The sequence below is a fragment of the Streptomyces sp. NPDC016562 genome (assembly GCF_043076955.1).
GTDB lineage: Bacteria > Actinomycetota > Actinomycetes > Streptomycetales > Streptomycetaceae > Streptomyces.
The window spans coordinates 44,706-60,253 of the sequence record NZ_JBIBRZ010000003.1 but is presented as its reverse complement, the minus strand read 5'-3'; the positions used below and the strand labels follow the sequence as shown (position 1 = coordinate 60,253).

The window sequence follows — 15,548 nt, the reverse complement described above, 5'->3', positions numbered from 1 at the left end:
GCCTTGGCGGGGCCGCGAAGGCCCGCACACGGCGGAAGGGCGGCCGCCCCGCCCGGGGTGGCCGCCCTTCCGTTCTACGTATTACTGCGCGCCTCTGCCGTTCCAGGGGCCTGTGCGGCCTCCGGCGCCAGGGGCAGGACTACTTGCCCTTGGCGGCTTCCTTGAGCTTGGAGCCCGCGGAGACCTTCACGCTGTAGCCGGCCGGGATCTGGATGGGGTCGCCGGTCTGCGGGTTGCGCGCGGTGCGAGCGGCACGGTGGGTGCGCTCGAAGGTCAGGAAGCCGGGGATGGTGACCTTCTCGTCGCCCTTGGCGACAATCTCGCCGACGGTCTCGGCGAGCGCGGCCAGAACGGCGTCGGCGTCCTTGCGGGTCACCTCGGCGCGCTCGGACAGAGCGGCCACCAGCTCACTGCGGTTCATGTTGTACTCCCGTGTTCAACTTGCCTTAGAGGCGTGAGATCGAAGCCGATGCTGCCAGGGCCCTAGGACAGTCCCCGGACCCGGGTCTGAACGTCAGACCCTCTCGCCCGGTTACGCATCCTGCCCCCACCAGCGGCGGGAAAGCCAATCCGGCACCCTCCGGGGTCACACGAAAAGCGCCACAGTCACGCCGCGGTGACACTCCGTCCACGCCTTCGCTCACACGCTGCTGGGGACTGCGGACCCCGGGGGCATCCCCGCAACCCTAGAGGCGGCCCACCGGGCCCGCATCTCGCGACGCGCCGGGATCAGGAGTCCGTGAGGGCGGTCACAGGGCCCGCCCCACCGGCTCCGCGGCGGTTCTCAGCCCGCCGAGGCGGCCTTGCGGACGGCGCCCGCGACCGCGCCCGCGACCTTGTCGTTGAACACCGACGGGATGATGTAGTTCGCGTTGAGCTCGTCCTCGCCGACGACGTCCGCCAGGGCCGCCGCGGCGGCCAGCATCATGTCGGTGTTCACCGTGCGGGACTGGGCGTCCAGCAGACCGCGGAAGACACCCGGGAAGACCAGCACGTTGTTGATCTGGTTCGGGAAGTCGGAGCGGCCGGTGGCGACGACGGCGGCGGTCTGGCGGGCCACGGCCGGGTCCACCTCCGGGTCCGGGTTCGCGAGCGCGAACACGATCGCGCCTTCCGCCATGGCGGCGACGTCCTCGCCGGAGAGCACGTTCGGGGCCGAGACGCCGATGAAGACGTCGGCGCCGACCACGGCCTCCTTCAGCGTGCCCGTGTAGCCCTCGGGGTTGGTGTTGTCGGCGATCCAGCGCAGCGGGGAGTCGGGGGCGGCGTCGACGAGGTCGGGGCGCCCGGCGTGCACGACGCCGTGGATGTCGGCGCTGACGGCGTTCTTGACGCCCGCCGCGAGGAGCAGCTTGAGGATGGCGGTACCGGCCGCGCCGGCGCCCGACATGACGACCTTGACGTCCCCAACTGCCTTGCCCACGACGCGAAGTGCGTTGGTCAGGGCGGCGAGCACGACGATCGCGGTGCCGTGCTGGTCGTCGTGGAAGACGGGGATGTCGAGGGCCTCGCGCAGTCGGGCCTCGATCTCGAAGCAGCGCGGCGCGGAGATGTCCTCCAGGTTGATGCCCGCGAAGCCGGGGGCGATCGCCTTGACGGCGGCCACGATCTCGTCGGGGTCCTGGGTGTCGAGGCAGATCGGCCAGGCGTCGATGTCGGCGAAGCGCTTGAAGAGGGCCGCCTTGCCCTCCATGACCGGCATGGCGGCCATGGGGCCGATGTTGCCGAGGCCCAGCACGGCGGAGCCGTCCGTCACGACTGCGACGGTGTTGCGCTTGATGGTCAGGCGCCGGGCGTCCTCGGGGTTCTCGGCGATCGCCATGCACACGCGGGCCACGCCCGGGGTGTAGATCATGGAGAGGTCGTCACGGTTGCGGATGGGGTGCTTGGACGCCATCTCGATCTTGCCGCCGAGGTGCATCAGGAAGGTGCGGTCGGAGACCTTGCCGAGGCTGACGCCCTCGATCCCGCGCAGCTTCTCGACGATCTCGTCGGCGTGCGCGGTGGAGGTCGCGGCGATGGTGACGTCGATCCGGAGCTTCTCGTGGCCGGAGGCGGTCACGTCGAGGCCGGTGACCGAGCCGCCGGAGGACTCCACGGCGGTGGTGAGCTGGGAGACCGCGGTTCCGCTCGCGGGCACTTCCAGACGGACCGTCATCGAATACGAGACGCTGGGCGCCGTTGCCATGGCCGTGTTTCCTCTTCTGTCCCTGGTTCGCTGTACACGGGGCCCGCTCCACGGCAGGTGGTGCGGGACCTGTTGTCCGATCGTCCCACCTACCAGCCAGTACGAGGTAACCAGCTACAAATTTCGGAAAGACTCTTCCACCATACGAGATTGTCTGGAGCTTCGGAATGGTGGGACCACACAAAACAGGTCCGCGCCCTCCACTGGTGGAGGACGCGGACCTGGTGATGCACACGTATATGACACCGACCCGCCATGCTCGCCTCGCGGCAAGAGGTCGCTCTAGGCGACGAAGGTTGGGCCCGGGGGCTTGGATCGAGTCGGTGCCGTACCCAGGCTAACAAAGGATCGCCAGAACGGGTCCCCCCGCTCGAAGTCGGTTCAAAAGCACCACGCTCCTGGCCGCGGGCCATACGGCCCTACGGGCGCGCCCCGGCCGGGCCGCGCCCGGGCCCGCCCGCGGCCTCCCCTACGGCTGCAGCAGCTCCGGCACCCCGTCCGCGCCGGGCTTGTCCCGGTCGGCCGACACCACCGTCAGCTGCTGCGTCGCCCGCGTCAGCGCCACGTACAGCACCCGCAGGCCCGCCGGGGACTCGTCCGCGATCTCCGCCGGGGAGACGACCACCGTGGCGTCGTACTCCAGGCCCTTGGCCTCCAGGCTGCCCAGCGCCACCGCCCGCTCGCCCAGGTCCGCGAGCCAGCCCGCGGCCTGCTCGCGCCGGTCCATGGCCACGACCACGCCGACGGTGCCGTCGACCTGCTCCAGCAGGCGCCGGGTCTCCTCGCGGACCGTGGCCGCGAGGTCCCCGCCCGCCGCCGTGAACCGGGGCTCCAGGCCCGTGGAGCGCACCGCCGTGGGCGGCTCCATCCCGGGCATGGCCAGCCGCAGCACGCGGGACGCGACCTCGGCGACCTCCGCCGGGTTGCGGTAGTTGACCGTCAGGGTGAACCGCCGGCGCGGCCGGTTGCCCAGGGCCTCGTCGCGGGCCGCGGCCGCCTCCTGCGGGTCGGTCCACGAGGACTGCGCCGGGTCGCCGACCACCGTCCAGGTGCCCGTCCGGCCCCGCCGGCCCACCATCCGCCACTGCATCGGCGTCAGGTCCTGGGCCTCGTCGACGATGACGTGCGCGTATTCGGTGCGCTCCGCCGCGAGCCGCTCGGCCCGCTCCCACTGGGTCTCCTCGCGGGTCGGCATCAGCTCCTCCAGCCCGCTGAGCTGGTCCAGCGGGTCCATCTCCCGCTTGCGCTTGGGCCGGGCGGGCGCGCCGAGCAGCTGCTGGAGCTCGTCGAGCAGCGCCACGTCGTGCACGGACAGCGGGCCCTTGCCGTCCGGGCCCACCCGGCGCAGCGAGCGGGCCAGCTGGCGGATCTCGCGCTGGTTGAGGTCCCGGCGCGCCCAGCGGCCGAGGTGGCGCTCGTCGGCGAGCGCGGCGAGCACGGCGCGCGGGGTGAGTTCGGGCCACCAGGCGTTCAGGAAGCCGATGAAGGCGTCCTCGGTGGAGATGTCCTCGTCGAAGGCGGAGCGCAGTTCGGCGGCCAGCTCGGGGTCGCTGTGCCGCCCGGCGCCGCCCGACTTCGCGTAGAGGGCGTCGAGCAGCAGCTTGCGGGCGCGCGGGCGCAGCAGGTTGACGGGGGCGGTGCCGCTGAGCACGTTCTGCCGGATCCGGTTCAGCTCGTCGGCCTCCAGCTCCTGGCGGCGGCCGAAGGCCACCACGCGCAGCCGGTCGGGGGCGCCGCCGAGCTCCAGTGCGCCCCGTACGGCCTTGCGGAGCACCTTGAGCATCCGGGAGGAGCCCTTGACGCGGGCCACGGCCGGGGAGTCGTAGGTGGTGGCCTCCGCGCCGTCCACGAGCGAGCCGAGCGCCCGGATGGCCACCTGGCCCTCCTCGCCGAGGGAGGGCAGCACGCCCTCGGTGTAGGCGACGAGCAGCGGGGTCGGGGAGACGATCAGGATGCCGCCGGAGTAGCGGCGCCGGTCCTGGTAGAGCAGGTAGGCGGCGCGGTGCAGGGCGACGGCGGTCTTGCCGGTGCCGGGGCCGCCGGCGACCTCGGCGACCGAGGTGGCGGGGGCCCGGATGACCAGGTCCTGCTCGGCCTGGATGGAGGAGACGATGTCGCGCATGGAGTGCGTACGGGCCCGGCCGAGGGCGGCCATCAGCGCGCCGTCGCCGATGGCGGGCAGCTCGCGGCCGTCGAGGGAGGCCGTGACCTCCGGTCTCATCAGGTCGTCCTCGACGCCGAGGACCTTGCGGCCCTTGGAGCGGATGACGCGGCGGCGCACGACGCGGCCGGGGTCCTTGGGCGTGGAGCGGTAGAAGGGTGCGGCGGCGGGCGCGCGCCAGTCGATGACCAGCGGCGCGTAGTCGGAGTCCAGGACCCCGATGCGGCCGATGTGCAGGGTCTCGGCGATGTCGGCCGTGAGGTCCTCGCGGATCGCGTCGTCGGCCGGCTCGACCGACGTGAAGGCGCCGTCCGGCCCCTTCTCCCCGTCCTTGCCCCGCACCAGGTCGATGCGGCCGAAGAGGAAGTCCTCGAACTCGTTGTTCAGCCGGTTCAGGTGGATGCCCGCCCGGAAGACCTGCGCGTCGCGCTCGGCGAGCGCGCCGGGCGTGCCGACCTGGCCGCGCTGGGCGGCGTCGTTCATGAGGAACTCAGCCTCGTGGATCTTCTCCTCAAGGCGTCTGTACACCTGGTCGAGATGCGTCTGCTCGACCGCGATCTCCCGATCGCGGACGGAATCCGCCGTGCTGTCGACAGCGGCATTCTGCGCGGCCACCAAGGCCCCCTTCTGACGTGCATGGGCGACCGTCAACCGTACGCGAACCGGGGCCCTGTCCGCACGCCCGTTCCGGAACCGGTGATCACCGGGTCAGGCGGAACCGGCCGACAGGGCCCGGCGGCGGTGCCGGGCGACCCGCTCCCGGTTGCCGCACAGCTCGCTGGAGCACCAGCGGCGCCGGTGGCCGCGGGACGTGTCCAGGTAGAGCCGGGTGCAGCCGTCGCCCTCGCAGGCCCGCAGCAAGGCCAGCTCGCCGGGGTCGGTGAGCAGCTCGACGGCGTCGCGGGCGACGGCCGCGAGCAGCGCCCCGCATTCGACGCCGCCGCACAACTCCCGTACGAGGTGCCCCTCTTGGTCCCGTACGGCGCACAGCCCGGGGGGTGGTCCGGCGGCCAGCGCGTTGACCCGGGCCAAAGCGCCCTCCTCGGGCTCGCTCCCGAGCAGCTGCGCCCGTACGAGGGTCTGCACGTCTGCGCGCAGGGCCCGGAAGGCGGCCGCCCAGTCGGGCCCCACCCGGGCGAGCGGGGTCCGGTCGGGCACCAGCCCCGCCCCGGCGAGCCACAGCCGCAGCGCGTCACCGTCCCGGATCCCCTCACGGGGGGCGAAGGTGGCCACCAGGTCCAGGCAGACCCGCCCGCAGTCGAACCGCATGCCGTCAGCCTCCCGTCGTGGGGTGCCGTACCAGATTGCCCGCGGGCAGGTCGCAGCGGAAGCCCCCGGACCGGTAGCGGTGCCGGGGGCTTTCGCCGCGCGGGTCGTCCGGGGGGCCGCCCCTATGCGCCCACCGGCGGGTCGTCGTGCAGCAGCCGCTGGAACAGGCAGTGGTCGCGCCACGCCCCGTTGATGTGCAGGTAGCGCGGGGCGAGCCCGTACTGCTCGAAGCCCGCCTTCGCCAGCACCCGCTGCGAGGCCAGGTTGTCGACCAGCGTCCCGGCCTCGACGCGGTGCAGGCCGAGCTCGTCGCGGGCGATGCGGCAGACCTCCTTGGCCGCTGCCGTGGCGAGCCCCCTGCCGTGCCAGGCCCGGTCGACCCAGTAGCCGAGCCCGCCGCTGCTCAGCGGCCCGTGCTGGATGTTGCCGAGGTTGATGGTGCCCAGCATCGTCCCCTCGGCGAGGTCCACGAAGACGTACGGCAGCAGCCGTCCGGCGGCCCACGACTCCAGCTGCTGCTCGATCCGCTCCCGCTGCCCCGCCTCGGTGTAGAAGGCGTCCGGCCGGAAGAGGGTCGGCTCCGTGGGCGCCATGTGGGCCCGGTTGCGCGCGAACGCCTCGGCCAGTCCGGCGGCGTCGCCCGGCGCGACGCTCCTCATCTCCACCCCGTCAATGATCATCCGGGCACGCTAACCCAGAACCCCCCGGGCCGTCACCGCATCGGTCGGGAGCTCTCCGTACTTGGCCTCGCCGCCCGCGTCCAGCGAGAGCCGGTAGCCGCGCTTGACCACGGTCTGGATCAGGTTCGGCGCTCCCAGGGCCACCCTCAGGCGGGCCATCGCCGTCTCCACCGCGTGCTCGTCGCGGCCCGCGCCCGGCAGCGTCCGCAGCAGGTCCGCGCGGGACACCACCCATCCCGGCCGCCGGGCCAGCGCCCGCAGCAGCGCCATCCCGGCGGGCGGCACCGGCCTCAACTCCTCGTCGACCAGGACCGCGTGGCCGCGGATCTCCACCCGGTGGCCGGCGACCGGCAGCACCCGGGCCCGGCCCGGCAGCTCCTGGCACAGCAGCTGCACCAGCGGGCCCAGCCGGAACCGCTCCGGCTGCACCGTGTCCACCCCCTGCGCCTGCAACGGCAGCGCGGTCATCGGCCCCACGCACGCGGAGAGCACCCCGCCGCGCAGCGCGTCCAGCACGGCCTCCCGTACGCCCCGTTCCTCGGCCCGAGACAGCAGCGAGGCCGCCGCCGGGGCCGAGGTGAAGCTGACGGCGTCGACCGCGCCGCAGACGATCGCGTCCAGCAGCCGGTCCAGCGGCGCGAGGTCCTCCGGGGCCATCCACCGGTACACCGGGACCACGACCACGTCGGCGCCGCCGGCCCGCAGCGCCTCGACGAAGCCCGGCAGGGGCTCCCCGTGCAGCTGGAGGGCGATCCGACGCCCGGCCACCCCGGCCGACAGCAGGCGTTCCAGTACCTCGGCGAGCGATTCCGACTCCGGGGACCAGGTCTCCACGAGCCCGGCGGCCCGGATGGCGCCCTTCACCTTCGGTCCGCGCGCCAGCAGTTCGGCGGCCCGCAGCCGCTCCAGCAGCTCCTCGCCGATCCCCCAGCCGTCGGCGGCCTCGATCCACCCGCGGAAGCCGATGGCGGTGGTGGCCACGACCACGTCCGGCGCGAGGCCGATCAGTTCCTTCGTGGCGGCCAGCAGCTCGCTGTCGTCGGCGAGCGGCACGATCCTCAGCGCCGGCGCGTGCAGTACCGCCGCTCCGCGCCGCCGCAGCAACGCGATGAGTTCGTCAGCCCGCCGGGCGGCGGTGACCCCGACGGTGAAGCCCGCGAGCGGGCCGGTCTTCGTGTCGTCCATCGTGACCTGCCTACTGACTGCATGGGGGGCGGTACGGGTGAACCGAGAGTGCCAAGGCGGCGTGTCGGTCTCGGTTCACCCGTATTTCGCCGCGGTTACACCGACGTGAGCTGCGGCTTCGCCTCGACCCCTGCCGAGGCGATCACCGCGGCCGCCGGCCGGCGAAGGTATACCGCCCAGGTCACCGCGCAGCACACGGCGTAGAAGCCGAGGAAGGTGACGAAGGCGGCCGTGCCCGAGCCGGAGGTGCGGAACGCCTCGCGGAAGACCAGGTTGATGCCCAGTCCGCCGAGGGCGCCGACCGCCCCGATCAGGCCCATGGCCGCGCCGGAGAGCCGGCGTCCGTACGCCGCGGCGGCCTCGCCGTCCATGCCGCGGGCGAGCGCCTTGGCCTGGAAGATGCCCGGGATCATCTTGTACGTCGAGCCGTTGCCGAGGCCGGACAGGACGAACAGCGCCACGAAACCGACGAGGAAGACCGCCAGCGAGTGCCGCTGCGAGGCGAAGACGACCACCCCGGTCGCCGCCGCCATCGCCACGAACGTCCCCAGGGTGATCCGGGCCCCGCCGAACCGGTCCGCCAGCGCCCCGCCCACCGGCCGGATCAGCGAGCCGAGCAGCGGTCCGATGAAGGTCAGGGAGGCGGCCTGGAGCGGGGTGCGCCCGAACTGGGTCTGGAGGACCAGTCCGAAGGCGAAGCTGTATCCGATGAAGGACCCGAAGGTCCCGATGTAGAGGAACGACATGATCCAGGTGTGCGCGTCCCTGACGGCCTCGCGGACGGCGCCGGTGTCGTTGCGCACGGGCGCCAGGTTGTCCATCCGTGCGGCCGCCAGGGCCGCCGCGAGCACGATCAGCGGCAGGTAGGCGCCGAGCAGCAGCCGCGGGTGGGTGGCACCGGCGGTGGCGATGACGAGCAGTCCGGCCAGCTGGACCACGGGCACGCCGATGTTGCCGCCGCCGGCGTTCAGGCCGAGCGCCCAGCCCTTCTTCCGCAGCGGGAAGAAGGCGTTGATGTTGGTCATGGAGGAGGCGAAGTTGCCGCCGCCCACCCCGGTGAGGGCGGCGACGAGCAGGAAGGTCCCGTACGAGGTCCCGGGCTCCATCACCACGATCGCGGCCGTCGTCGGGGCGAGCAGCAGCAGCGCGCTGAAGACGGTCCAGTTGCGGCCGCCGAAGCGGGCGACGGCGAAGGTGTACGGGACCCGCACGAGCGCGCCGACGAAGGTCGCGGTCGCGATCAGGAAGAACTTGCCCGCCGGGTCGATCCCGTAGGCGGGGCTCATGAAGAGGACCATCACGGACCAGAGCGACCAGATGGAGAACCCGATGTGCTCGGAGAGCACGGAGTAGACCAGGTTGCGGCGGGCGGTCCGCTCCCCCGTCTCCTTCCAGAAGGTCTCGTCCTCGGGATCCCACCGCTCGATCCAGCGGCCCCCCTTGCGCGGTGCGGTCGTACCGGTCATCACACGCCTCCACAGCTGTCGCGTCCGTGGTGACGACCGTAGGAAGGGTGCGTTTCGGCCTCGGTCCCCGCCGGATGACCGCCGGGAAACCTTGCTCTCACCCGCCGCCGGCCGCGTGTGTGAGCCCTGCCGGGAGCCGGCTGCCCGGCGGCGGTTCCAGCCATCCGCGCTCCGCCGCGAGGGAGGCGGCCGCGGCGCGCAGGGCGTCCAGCCCCGGGTGCCCGAAGCCCTTGCGCCACACCATCGACAGCGGCGACAGGGGGACGGGGTCGACCAGGGGCCGCTTCACGCAGCCCGGCATGTCGAGGAAGTCCACGGTCGCCAGCACCGGATGGCCGGTCTTGGCCATCACCCGGCTGAACTCCTCCTCGCCCACCGCCACCGGTGCGGGCGGCGCCATCCGGATGCCCCGCCCGGCGAACAGCTCGCGCGCCAGCCCCGTCCACTCCAGGGTCCGCGGGTTCCCGGCGCCCGCGTACACGGTCTCCCCGGCCAGCGCGTCCAGCGGTACGGCCTGGCGCGCGGCCAGGGCGTGGCCCTCGGGCAGCAGCACGGCGAGCGGCTCGTACCGTACGGACAGCTGCGCCAGCGGCGTCCGCAGCGCCGGGCCGAGCCCGTCGGCGTAGCCGAAGGAGACGTCGAGGCGCCCGGCCGCGATCTCGGCGGCGGCGTGGGTCAGCCCGCTCTCGAAGCGGGCCATCAGCTCGCAGTCCGGGGCGAGTTCGCGGGCCCGTTCCAGGACGACGCGGCCCGTGCTGGGCCCGGCCGTGTTCAGGTCGACGAGCAGGGGGCGGGGTGCGGTGAAGGCGGCGGCCAGCTCCTCGTGCGCGGCCAGCACCCGGCGGGCCGGCGGCAGCAGCCGCTCCCCGTCGGCGGTCAGCTCGACGGCGCGGGTGGTGCGGACGAACAGCACGGCCCCGAGGGCCTGTTCGAGCCGCCGGATGTCACGGCTGAGCGCCTGCTGGGCGACGTACAGGCGGGCGGCGGCGCGGGTGAAGTGCAGCTCCTCGGCGACGGCGACGAACCCGCGCAGCAGTCGGGGGTCCACATCACGGGGCATCATCCCCGGAGACTAACAACACAAGGGCGTGAATGGGCTCCGAACAGGTGTTGGACCCGTCCGGGGGTGCGGCGCGAGGCTCTTGTCATGCCCGCCACCACCACCCTGACCGCCGCCCCTCCTGCCGTCCCCGCCCCCCGCATGACGGTGACCGGCGGCACCCTCGTCATCGCCCCGGCCGCCGCCCGGCCCCCCACCCGTCCCGCCCGCCGGACGCCGGGCCCGTACCGCCGCCTGTTCGCGCTCCCCGGCACCCGCGGGTTCACCGCGGGCAACCTCCTCGCCCGGCTCCCCATGGGCATGTTCGGGGTCAGCGCGGTCATGATGATCGCGGGCCAGCGCGGCTCGTACGCCCTCGCCGGCGCGGTCACGGCGACCGGTCTGGCCGCCACGGCGCTGGTCGCGCCCTGGACCGCCCGGCTGGTCGACCGCCACGGCCAGGCCCGGATCGCCGTGCCGGCCACGCTGATCGCGGTCCTCGGCTCGCTCTCGCTGATCGCGTGCGTCCGTACGCAGGCCCCCGCCTGGACCCTCTTCGCCTCCTACGCCGCGACCGCCACCACCCCGAACATCGGCGGCATGTCCCGCGCCCGCTGGACGCACCTGCTGCGGGACACCCCCGCCTCCCACCACACGGCGATGTCCTTCGAACAGGCCGCGGACGAGCTGTGCTTCATGCTCGGCCCGGTCGTGGCCGCCTTCCTGTGCACCGCCGTCTTCCCCGAGGCGGGCACCCTCGTCGGCGCGGCCCTGCTGCTCACCGGCATGCTCGTCTTCACCTCCTGCCGCTCCACCGAGCCCCCGGTGACGAAGGCGCCCCGGCGCGGCTCGCCGCTGCGCGCCCTGAGTCCGCTGCTGCCCCTCTTCGTCGCCACGGGCGTGGTCTTCGGCTCGATGGAGGTCACCTCGATCGCCTACCTCGACGCCCACGGCCTGGGCGCGGCCTCCGGCCCGGTCCTGGCCCTCCAGGCGGCGGGATCCTGCCTGGCCGGCCTGCTCTACGGCACCCTGCGCCCCCGCTCCCTGACGGCCTGCGTGGCCGCACTGGCCGCCCTGATGACCCTGCCCTGGGCCGCGGCGGCCACCGGCTCCGTGCCCGCCCTGGCCTGCGCCCTCCTGCTGGCCGGCATGGCCACGGCCCCGACCATGGTCACGGCGATGTCCCGCGTCCACGCCCTGACCCCGCCGGGCCGCCTCAACGAGGGCATGACCCTCGCCGTCACCGCCATCTTCGCGGGCATCTCCCTGGGCGCGGCCACGGCCGGCACCCTGGTCGACCACCTCGGCCCCACGGCCCCGTACGCCCTCCCGGCCGCAGCAGCCCTCACGGCCCTCGCCACCGTCCGCGCCGCCGCTCGCACCAGCTGACCGGACTCACGCACGGCAAAGGCCCCGCAGCATGACGAAGGCCCCGCAGCCGAGAGGCCGCGGGGCCTTTGCCCACATGGGGTTGTGGAGATGGCGGGAATCGAACCCGCGTCCAACGGTGCAGAAGCAGGGCTTCTCCGAGCGCAGTCCGCTGCGCTTTTCTCAGCCCCGGAGATCACACGGACAAGTCTCCGACGGGCTCAGTCACTGTTTGATTTCCCTCCAACCCCCGTGACCGGGGCTAGAGGTTTAGATCCCTTGTTGACGCCAGGATCCGGACCGGGACCACTTCCGGGCTGACGCTCCTCACAGAGGCTTCAGCTCACTGTTATTAGGCAGCGAGGGTGAAGCGGGAGTTATCGCTCTTGGAGTTGGCGATTATTGTTTGCGACATGTGGTTAGCGAGATCATTGCCGCTTCCTCGGCTCGCTTCCCCTGCATCGACATCCGCTGTCGAAACCGATCATCCCCATGTTTCACACTGTTCAATTGTTTGATTCACAAGCGCTCCACCCGCGAGCGGGTGGTGCTGACGCCATGGTACGCGAAGTGGACCACTGCGTGCCAGGAGATTAAACCGTACCGCGCTGCCTGCGCCGCACCGCCGAGATGGCCCGGTTCGTCTCGCGGGTGTCCTGCTTCTCCCGCAGCGTCTGGCGCTTGTCGTACTCCTTCTTGCCCTTGGCCAGCGCGATCTCGATCTTCGCGCGGCCGTCCTTGAAGTACAGCGACAGGGGCACGATCGTGTGGCCCGACTCGTCCGCCTTGCGCTCCAGCTTGTCGATCTCCTCCCGGTGCATGAGGAGCTTGCGCTTGCGGCGGGCGCTGTGGTTGGTCCACGTGCCCTGGCTGTACTCCGGCACGTGGACGTTGTAGAGCCACGCCTCGCGGCCCTCCACCGACACGAAGCCGTCCACCAGCGAGGCCCGGCCCTGGCGCATGGACTTCACCTCGGTGCCCGTGAGCACGAGACCGCACTCGTAGGTGTCGAGGATCGTGTAGTCGTGACGCGCCTTCTTGTTCTGGGCGATCAGCTTGCGCCCTTTTTCCTTAGCCATAGTGCGGTCATTTTCGCACTACGGACCCACCCCGAGGCCACCCAATACCGTGACGGCCCGCTCCTCGGCCCGCTCGCCCGCCGGGACGTCCGGCGTGATGCCGCCGCCGTCGAGGCTGCGGCCCGCCGGAGTGCGGTACGTGCCCACCGTCAGCTCGGCCACCGAGCCGTCCGGGAGCTCGGTCGGCATCTGCACCGAGCCCTTGCCGAAGGTGCGGCTGCCCACCGCCACCGCCCGGCCCCGGTCCTGGAGGGCGCCCGTCAGCAGTTCGGCCGCGCTCATCGTGCCGCCGTCGACCAGGGCCACCAGCGGGCGGGCCGTGTCGCCGCCCGGGGCCGCGTAGAGGGCCCGCTGGTCCCCCCGTACGTCGTACGTGGCCACGAGCCCGCCGTCCAGGAAGGCGGAGGCGGCCGTGACCGCCTCGCCGACCAGCCCGCCCGGGTTCCCGCGCAGGTCGAGCACGACCCCACCGCCGGCCGGTGCCGCGCGGACCGCGGACCTGACCAGCTCGCCGGCGCCGCGGGTGAAGGAGGCCACCTTGATGACGGTGACACCGCCCCCGAGCTGCCGTACGGTCACCGGCTCACTGCGCAACTGCTCGCGGCGGACCGTCTCGGTGAGGTCCGCGCCGTCCCGGCTCAGGTTCAGCACGACGGGGGTGCCGGCCTCACCGCGCAGCAGCGTGACCACGTCGGTCACGGCGAGGCCGGTGACGGCGTGCCCGTCGACGCTCACGAGCCGGTCCCCGGCGCGCAGCCCGGCGCGGGCGGCGGGGCTGTCGGGCTGCACCTTCTCGACCTTGATCGCGCCGCCCGGGCCGCGCGCGGCCCAGACGCCGACCCCGGTCCAGCGACCGTCGAGGCCCTCGCTGAAGGCGGCGTACTCGCCATGGTCGTAGACGGTGCCCCAGCGGTCGCCGCTGCGGCTGACCACGTCCTGTGCGGCGCTCTTGCCGGACTTGCCCTCGGCGGCGGCCTCGGCCGCGGCGCGGGCGACCGCGTCGCGGTCGGCGGTGCCGGCCCCGCGGGACGCGGAGGGCGCGGGGGCGTCCGCGAGGACCGCCGCGGCGGCGGCGCCTTCCTCGCGGTCCCAGCAGCCGGTGCACGCACCGGCGGCGACCGCGGCGAGGAACGCCAACGTCAAAACGGCCCCGCGACGCTGGTCGCGGGGCCGGAGACTGGAGGCGGGAATACTCGGCAAGCCCAGCATGGCGCCGAGTCTAGGACAAGCCCCGTGCCGGTTCGGAGGGTTGACCGGACCGCGCGCGGGGCACTTGTCACACCTTCAGGTACTTGCGCAGGGCGATGAAGGCGGCCATGGAGGGCATCAGGAGGCCGATGAACAGCACGTAGGGCAGCTTGGCCAGCACCGATCCCCAGCCCATGAAGTCGATGAGCTGGATCTTGTCCCGCAGGCCGACGCCGTGGTCGATCACGAAGTACTGGCCGGAGACGAGCATCACACAGGCGAAGAGCGCCCCGATGAGGCCGGCGAAGGCGGCCTCCATGATGAAGGGCACCTGGATGTAGAAGCTGGAGGCGCCCACCAGCCGCATGATCCCCGTTTCCCGCCTCCGGCTGAACGCCGAGACGCGCACGGTGTTGACGATCAGCAGCAGCGCCACGATCAGCATGATCAGCATGATGCCGAGGGCGGCGTAGTTGAGGTAGTTCAGGATCCGGAAGAGGTCGTCGATCGCCTGGCGCTGGTCGTCGACGGTGTGGATGCCGTCGCGGCCCGCGAAGGCGGAGGTGACCACCTTGTACTTCTCCGGGTTCTTGAGCTTGACCCGGAACGACTCCTGCATCTGGTCGGGGGTGATGGAGGAGGCCAGCGCGGTGTGGCCGTACTGCTCCTGGTAGTGCTTGTACGCCTCGTCCGCGGACTCGTAGGCCACGGACTTGACCAGGGACATCTGCTTGAGCTCGGACTCGATCTGCTTCTTCTGCTCTTCGGTCACCGCGCCCTTGCGGCAGGTGGCCACGCCCGCGGCGCCGCCTCCCGAGCCGTCGGGCTTGGCGGCGGCCTCGCTCGCCTCCTGGGCGTCCTGCTTGTTGCAGAGGTAGATCGAGACGTTGGCCTTGTCGTACCAGAAGCCCTTCATCCGGCTCACCTGCTCGCTCATGAGCAGGGAGCCGCCGAACAGGGCCAGCGAGAGGGCCACGGAGATGATGACCGCGAAGGTCATGGTGAGATTGCGACGGAGGCCGACGCCGATCTCCGACATGACGAACTGGGCGCGCATGCGACTCAAGGGCCTTTCAGTGCTGGTAGCCGTAGACGCCGCGCGACTGGTCGCGTACGAGTCGGCCCTGTTCGAGTTCGATGACGCGCTTGCGCATCTGGTCCACGATCTGCTGGTCGTGCGTCGCCATGATCACGGTGGTGCCGGTCCGGTTGATCCGGTCGAGCAGCTTCATGATCCCGACGGAGGTCTGGGGGTCGAGGTTGCCCGTGGGCTCGTCCGCGATCAGCAGGGCGGGGCGGTTGACGAAGGCGCGGGCGATGGCCACGCGCTGCTGCTCACCGCCGGACAGCTCGCCCGGCATCCGCTCCTCCTTGCCGCCGAGGCCCACGAGTTCGAGGACCTGCGGGACGGCCTTGCGGATCTCGCCCCGGGGCTTGCCGATGACCTCCTGCGCGAAGGCCACGTTCTCGGCCACCGTTTTGTTGGGCAGGAGGCGGAAGTCCTGGAAGACGGTCCCCAACTGGCGCCGCATCTGCGGGACCTTCCAGTTGGAGAGCTTGGCGAGGTCCTTGCCCAGGACGTGCACCTGGCCGTGGCTCGCCCGCTCCTCGCGCAGGATCAGCCGCAGGAAGGTGGACTTGCCGGAGCCGGAGGAGCCGACCAGGAAGACGAACTCGCCCTTGGCGATGTCGAGGGAGACTTCTCTGAGGGCCGGGCGGCTCTGCTTCGGGTAGGACTTGGAGACACTGTCGAATCGGATCACGGGTGCACCACGGTCGCCGGGAGTAGGTGTGCGTGACCATACGCGAACGGGCGCGGGGTGGGGACCCAGCAGCCCGAGTTGCCCGATTTATCCCGTGGTGCGGGGTGGTCCCGCCGGTGATTGCCCGGACGGGCCGCGCCGAATGCCGCCGAAGCTGGCACA

13 protein-coding genes and 1 other RNA gene are annotated in these 15,548 nt (G+C 72.3%); 1 reads left to right on the top strand and 13 read right to left on the bottom strand.

Annotation, left to right across the window (positions count from 1 at the left end; genetic code table 11):
- Positions 1-139 precede the first annotated feature (139 nt).
- The 8 genes from ACF059_RS15370 to ACF059_RS15335 all read right to left on the bottom strand — a co-directional run bounded on the left by ACF059_RS15370 (position 140) and on the right by ACF059_RS15335 (position 10,012).
- A complete protein-coding gene (locus ACF059_RS15370) occupies positions 140-421 on the bottom strand; it encodes an HU family DNA-binding protein (protein WP_007264399.1) in 282 nt (93 codons plus the stop codon).
- 363 nt (positions 422-784) lie between these two features.
- A complete protein-coding gene (locus ACF059_RS15365; RefSeq protein ID WP_366867492.1) occupies positions 785-2,188 on the bottom strand; it encodes an NAD-dependent malic enzyme in 1,404 nt (467 codons plus the stop codon).
- A gap of 469 nt (positions 2,189-2,657) precedes the next feature.
- Positions 2,658-4,964: a UvrD-helicase domain-containing protein gene (locus ACF059_RS15360; RefSeq protein WP_366867493.1), complete on the bottom strand. Its 2,307-nt coding sequence runs from the start codon at positions 4,962-4,964 to the stop codon at positions 2,658-2,660.
- 93 nt (positions 4,965-5,057) lie between these two features.
- On the bottom strand, positions 5,058-5,618 hold the full coding sequence (locus tag ACF059_RS15355) for a CGNR zinc finger domain-containing protein (RefSeq protein WP_392056814.1): 561 nt from the start codon (positions 5,616-5,618) through the stop codon (positions 5,058-5,060).
- A gap of 122 nt (positions 5,619-5,740) precedes the next feature.
- Positions 5,741-6,298 carry a GNAT family N-acetyltransferase gene (locus ACF059_RS15350; RefSeq protein WP_392056811.1) on the bottom strand — a complete coding sequence of 186 codons (558 nt, stop codon included), beginning with the start codon at positions 6,296-6,298 and terminating at the stop codon, positions 5,741-5,743.
- Between the two features lie 9 nt (positions 6,299-6,307).
- Positions 6,308-7,483 (bottom strand): uroporphyrinogen-III synthase, encoded by a 1,176-nt coding sequence (locus ACF059_RS15345; RefSeq protein WP_392056807.1) that lies wholly within the window; start codon positions 7,481-7,483, stop codon positions 6,308-6,310.
- Between the two features lie 95 nt (positions 7,484-7,578).
- Entirely contained in the window at positions 7,579-8,949 is a 1,371-nt protein-coding gene (locus ACF059_RS15340; protein ID WP_392056804.1) for a nitrate/nitrite transporter, read from the bottom strand.
- 97 nt (positions 8,950-9,046) lie between these two features.
- Positions 9,047-10,012, bottom strand: coding sequence for a LysR family transcriptional regulator (locus ACF059_RS15335; RefSeq protein ID WP_392056801.1), 966 nt, complete (start codon positions 10,010-10,012; stop codon positions 9,047-9,049).
- Positions 10,013-10,096: 84 nt separating this feature from the next.
- Between ACF059_RS15335 and ACF059_RS15330 the strand changes: the two genes are divergently transcribed.
- Complete coding sequence (locus tag ACF059_RS15330; protein WP_392056798.1) at positions 10,097-11,377, top strand: MFS transporter; 1,281 nt, start codon at positions 10,097-10,099, stop codon at positions 11,375-11,377.
- An 82-nt stretch (positions 11,378-11,459) separates the two neighbouring features.
- On the opposite strand, the gene ssrA is transcribed toward ACF059_RS15330, so the two are convergent.
- The 5 genes from ssrA to ftsE form a co-directional block, all read right to left on the bottom strand.
- Positions 11,460-11,848: a transfer-messenger RNA gene (gene ssrA, locus ACF059_RS15325) on the bottom strand.
- Positions 11,849-11,949: 101 nt separating this feature from the next.
- Positions 11,950-12,435 (bottom strand): SsrA-binding protein SmpB, encoded by a 486-nt coding sequence (gene smpB, locus ACF059_RS15320; RefSeq protein WP_360899741.1) that lies wholly within the window; start codon positions 12,433-12,435, stop codon positions 11,950-11,952.
- A gap of 18 nt (positions 12,436-12,453) precedes the next feature.
- Positions 12,454-13,644, bottom strand: coding sequence for a S41 family peptidase (locus tag ACF059_RS15315; protein ID WP_392056795.1), 1,191 nt, complete (start codon positions 13,642-13,644; stop codon positions 12,454-12,456).
- 67 nt (positions 13,645-13,711) lie between these two features.
- Positions 13,712-14,680, bottom strand: a complete 969-nt coding sequence (gene ftsX, locus ACF059_RS15310; protein ID WP_360899747.1) for a permease-like cell division protein FtsX — start codon at positions 14,678-14,680, stop codon at positions 13,712-13,714.
- 16 nt (positions 14,681-14,696) lie between these two features.
- Positions 14,697-15,386, bottom strand: a complete 690-nt coding sequence (gene ftsE, locus ACF059_RS15305; protein ID WP_030011324.1) for a cell division ATP-binding protein FtsE — start codon at positions 15,384-15,386, stop codon at positions 14,697-14,699.
- Between the last annotated feature and the right edge of the window lie 162 nt (positions 15,387-15,548).

Coding starts and splice junctions, on each gene's coding strand:
- smpB (WP_360899741.1), bottom strand. CDS start 12,435: ATGGCTAAGGAAAAAGGGCGCAAGCTGATCGCCCAGAACAAGAAGGCG.
- ftsX (WP_360899747.1), bottom strand. CDS start 14,680: ATGCGCGCCCAGTTCGTCATGTCGGAGATCGGCGTCGGCCTCCGTCGC.
- ACF059_RS15370 (WP_007264399.1), bottom strand. CDS start 421: ATGAACCGCAGTGAGCTGGTGGCCGCTCTGTCCGAGCGCGCCGAGGTG.
- ACF059_RS15350 (WP_392056811.1), bottom strand. CDS start 6,298: ATGATCATTGACGGGGTGGAGATGAGGAGCGTCGCGCCGGGCGACGCC.
- ACF059_RS15315 (WP_392056795.1), bottom strand. CDS start 13,644: ATGCTGGGCTTGCCGAGTATTCCCGCCTCCAGTCTCCGGCCCCGCGAC.
- ACF059_RS15355 (WP_392056814.1), bottom strand. CDS start 5,618: ATGCGGTTCGACTGCGGGCGGGTCTGCCTGGACCTGGTGGCCACCTTC.
- ACF059_RS15345 (WP_392056807.1), bottom strand. CDS start 7,483: ATGGACGACACGAAGACCGGCCCGCTCGCGGGCTTCACCGTCGGGGTC.
- ACF059_RS15335 (WP_392056801.1), bottom strand. CDS start 10,012: ATGATGCCCCGTGATGTGGACCCCCGACTGCTGCGCGGGTTCGTCGCC.
- ACF059_RS15365 (WP_366867492.1), bottom strand. CDS start 2,188: ATGGCAACGGCGCCCAGCGTCTCGTATTCGATGACGGTCCGTCTGGAA.
- ACF059_RS15330 (WP_392056798.1), top strand. CDS start 10,097: ATGCCCGCCACCACCACCCTGACCGCCGCCCCTCCTGCCGTCCCCGCC.
- ACF059_RS15340 (WP_392056804.1), bottom strand. CDS start 8,949: ATGACCGGTACGACCGCACCGCGCAAGGGGGGCCGCTGGATCGAGCGG.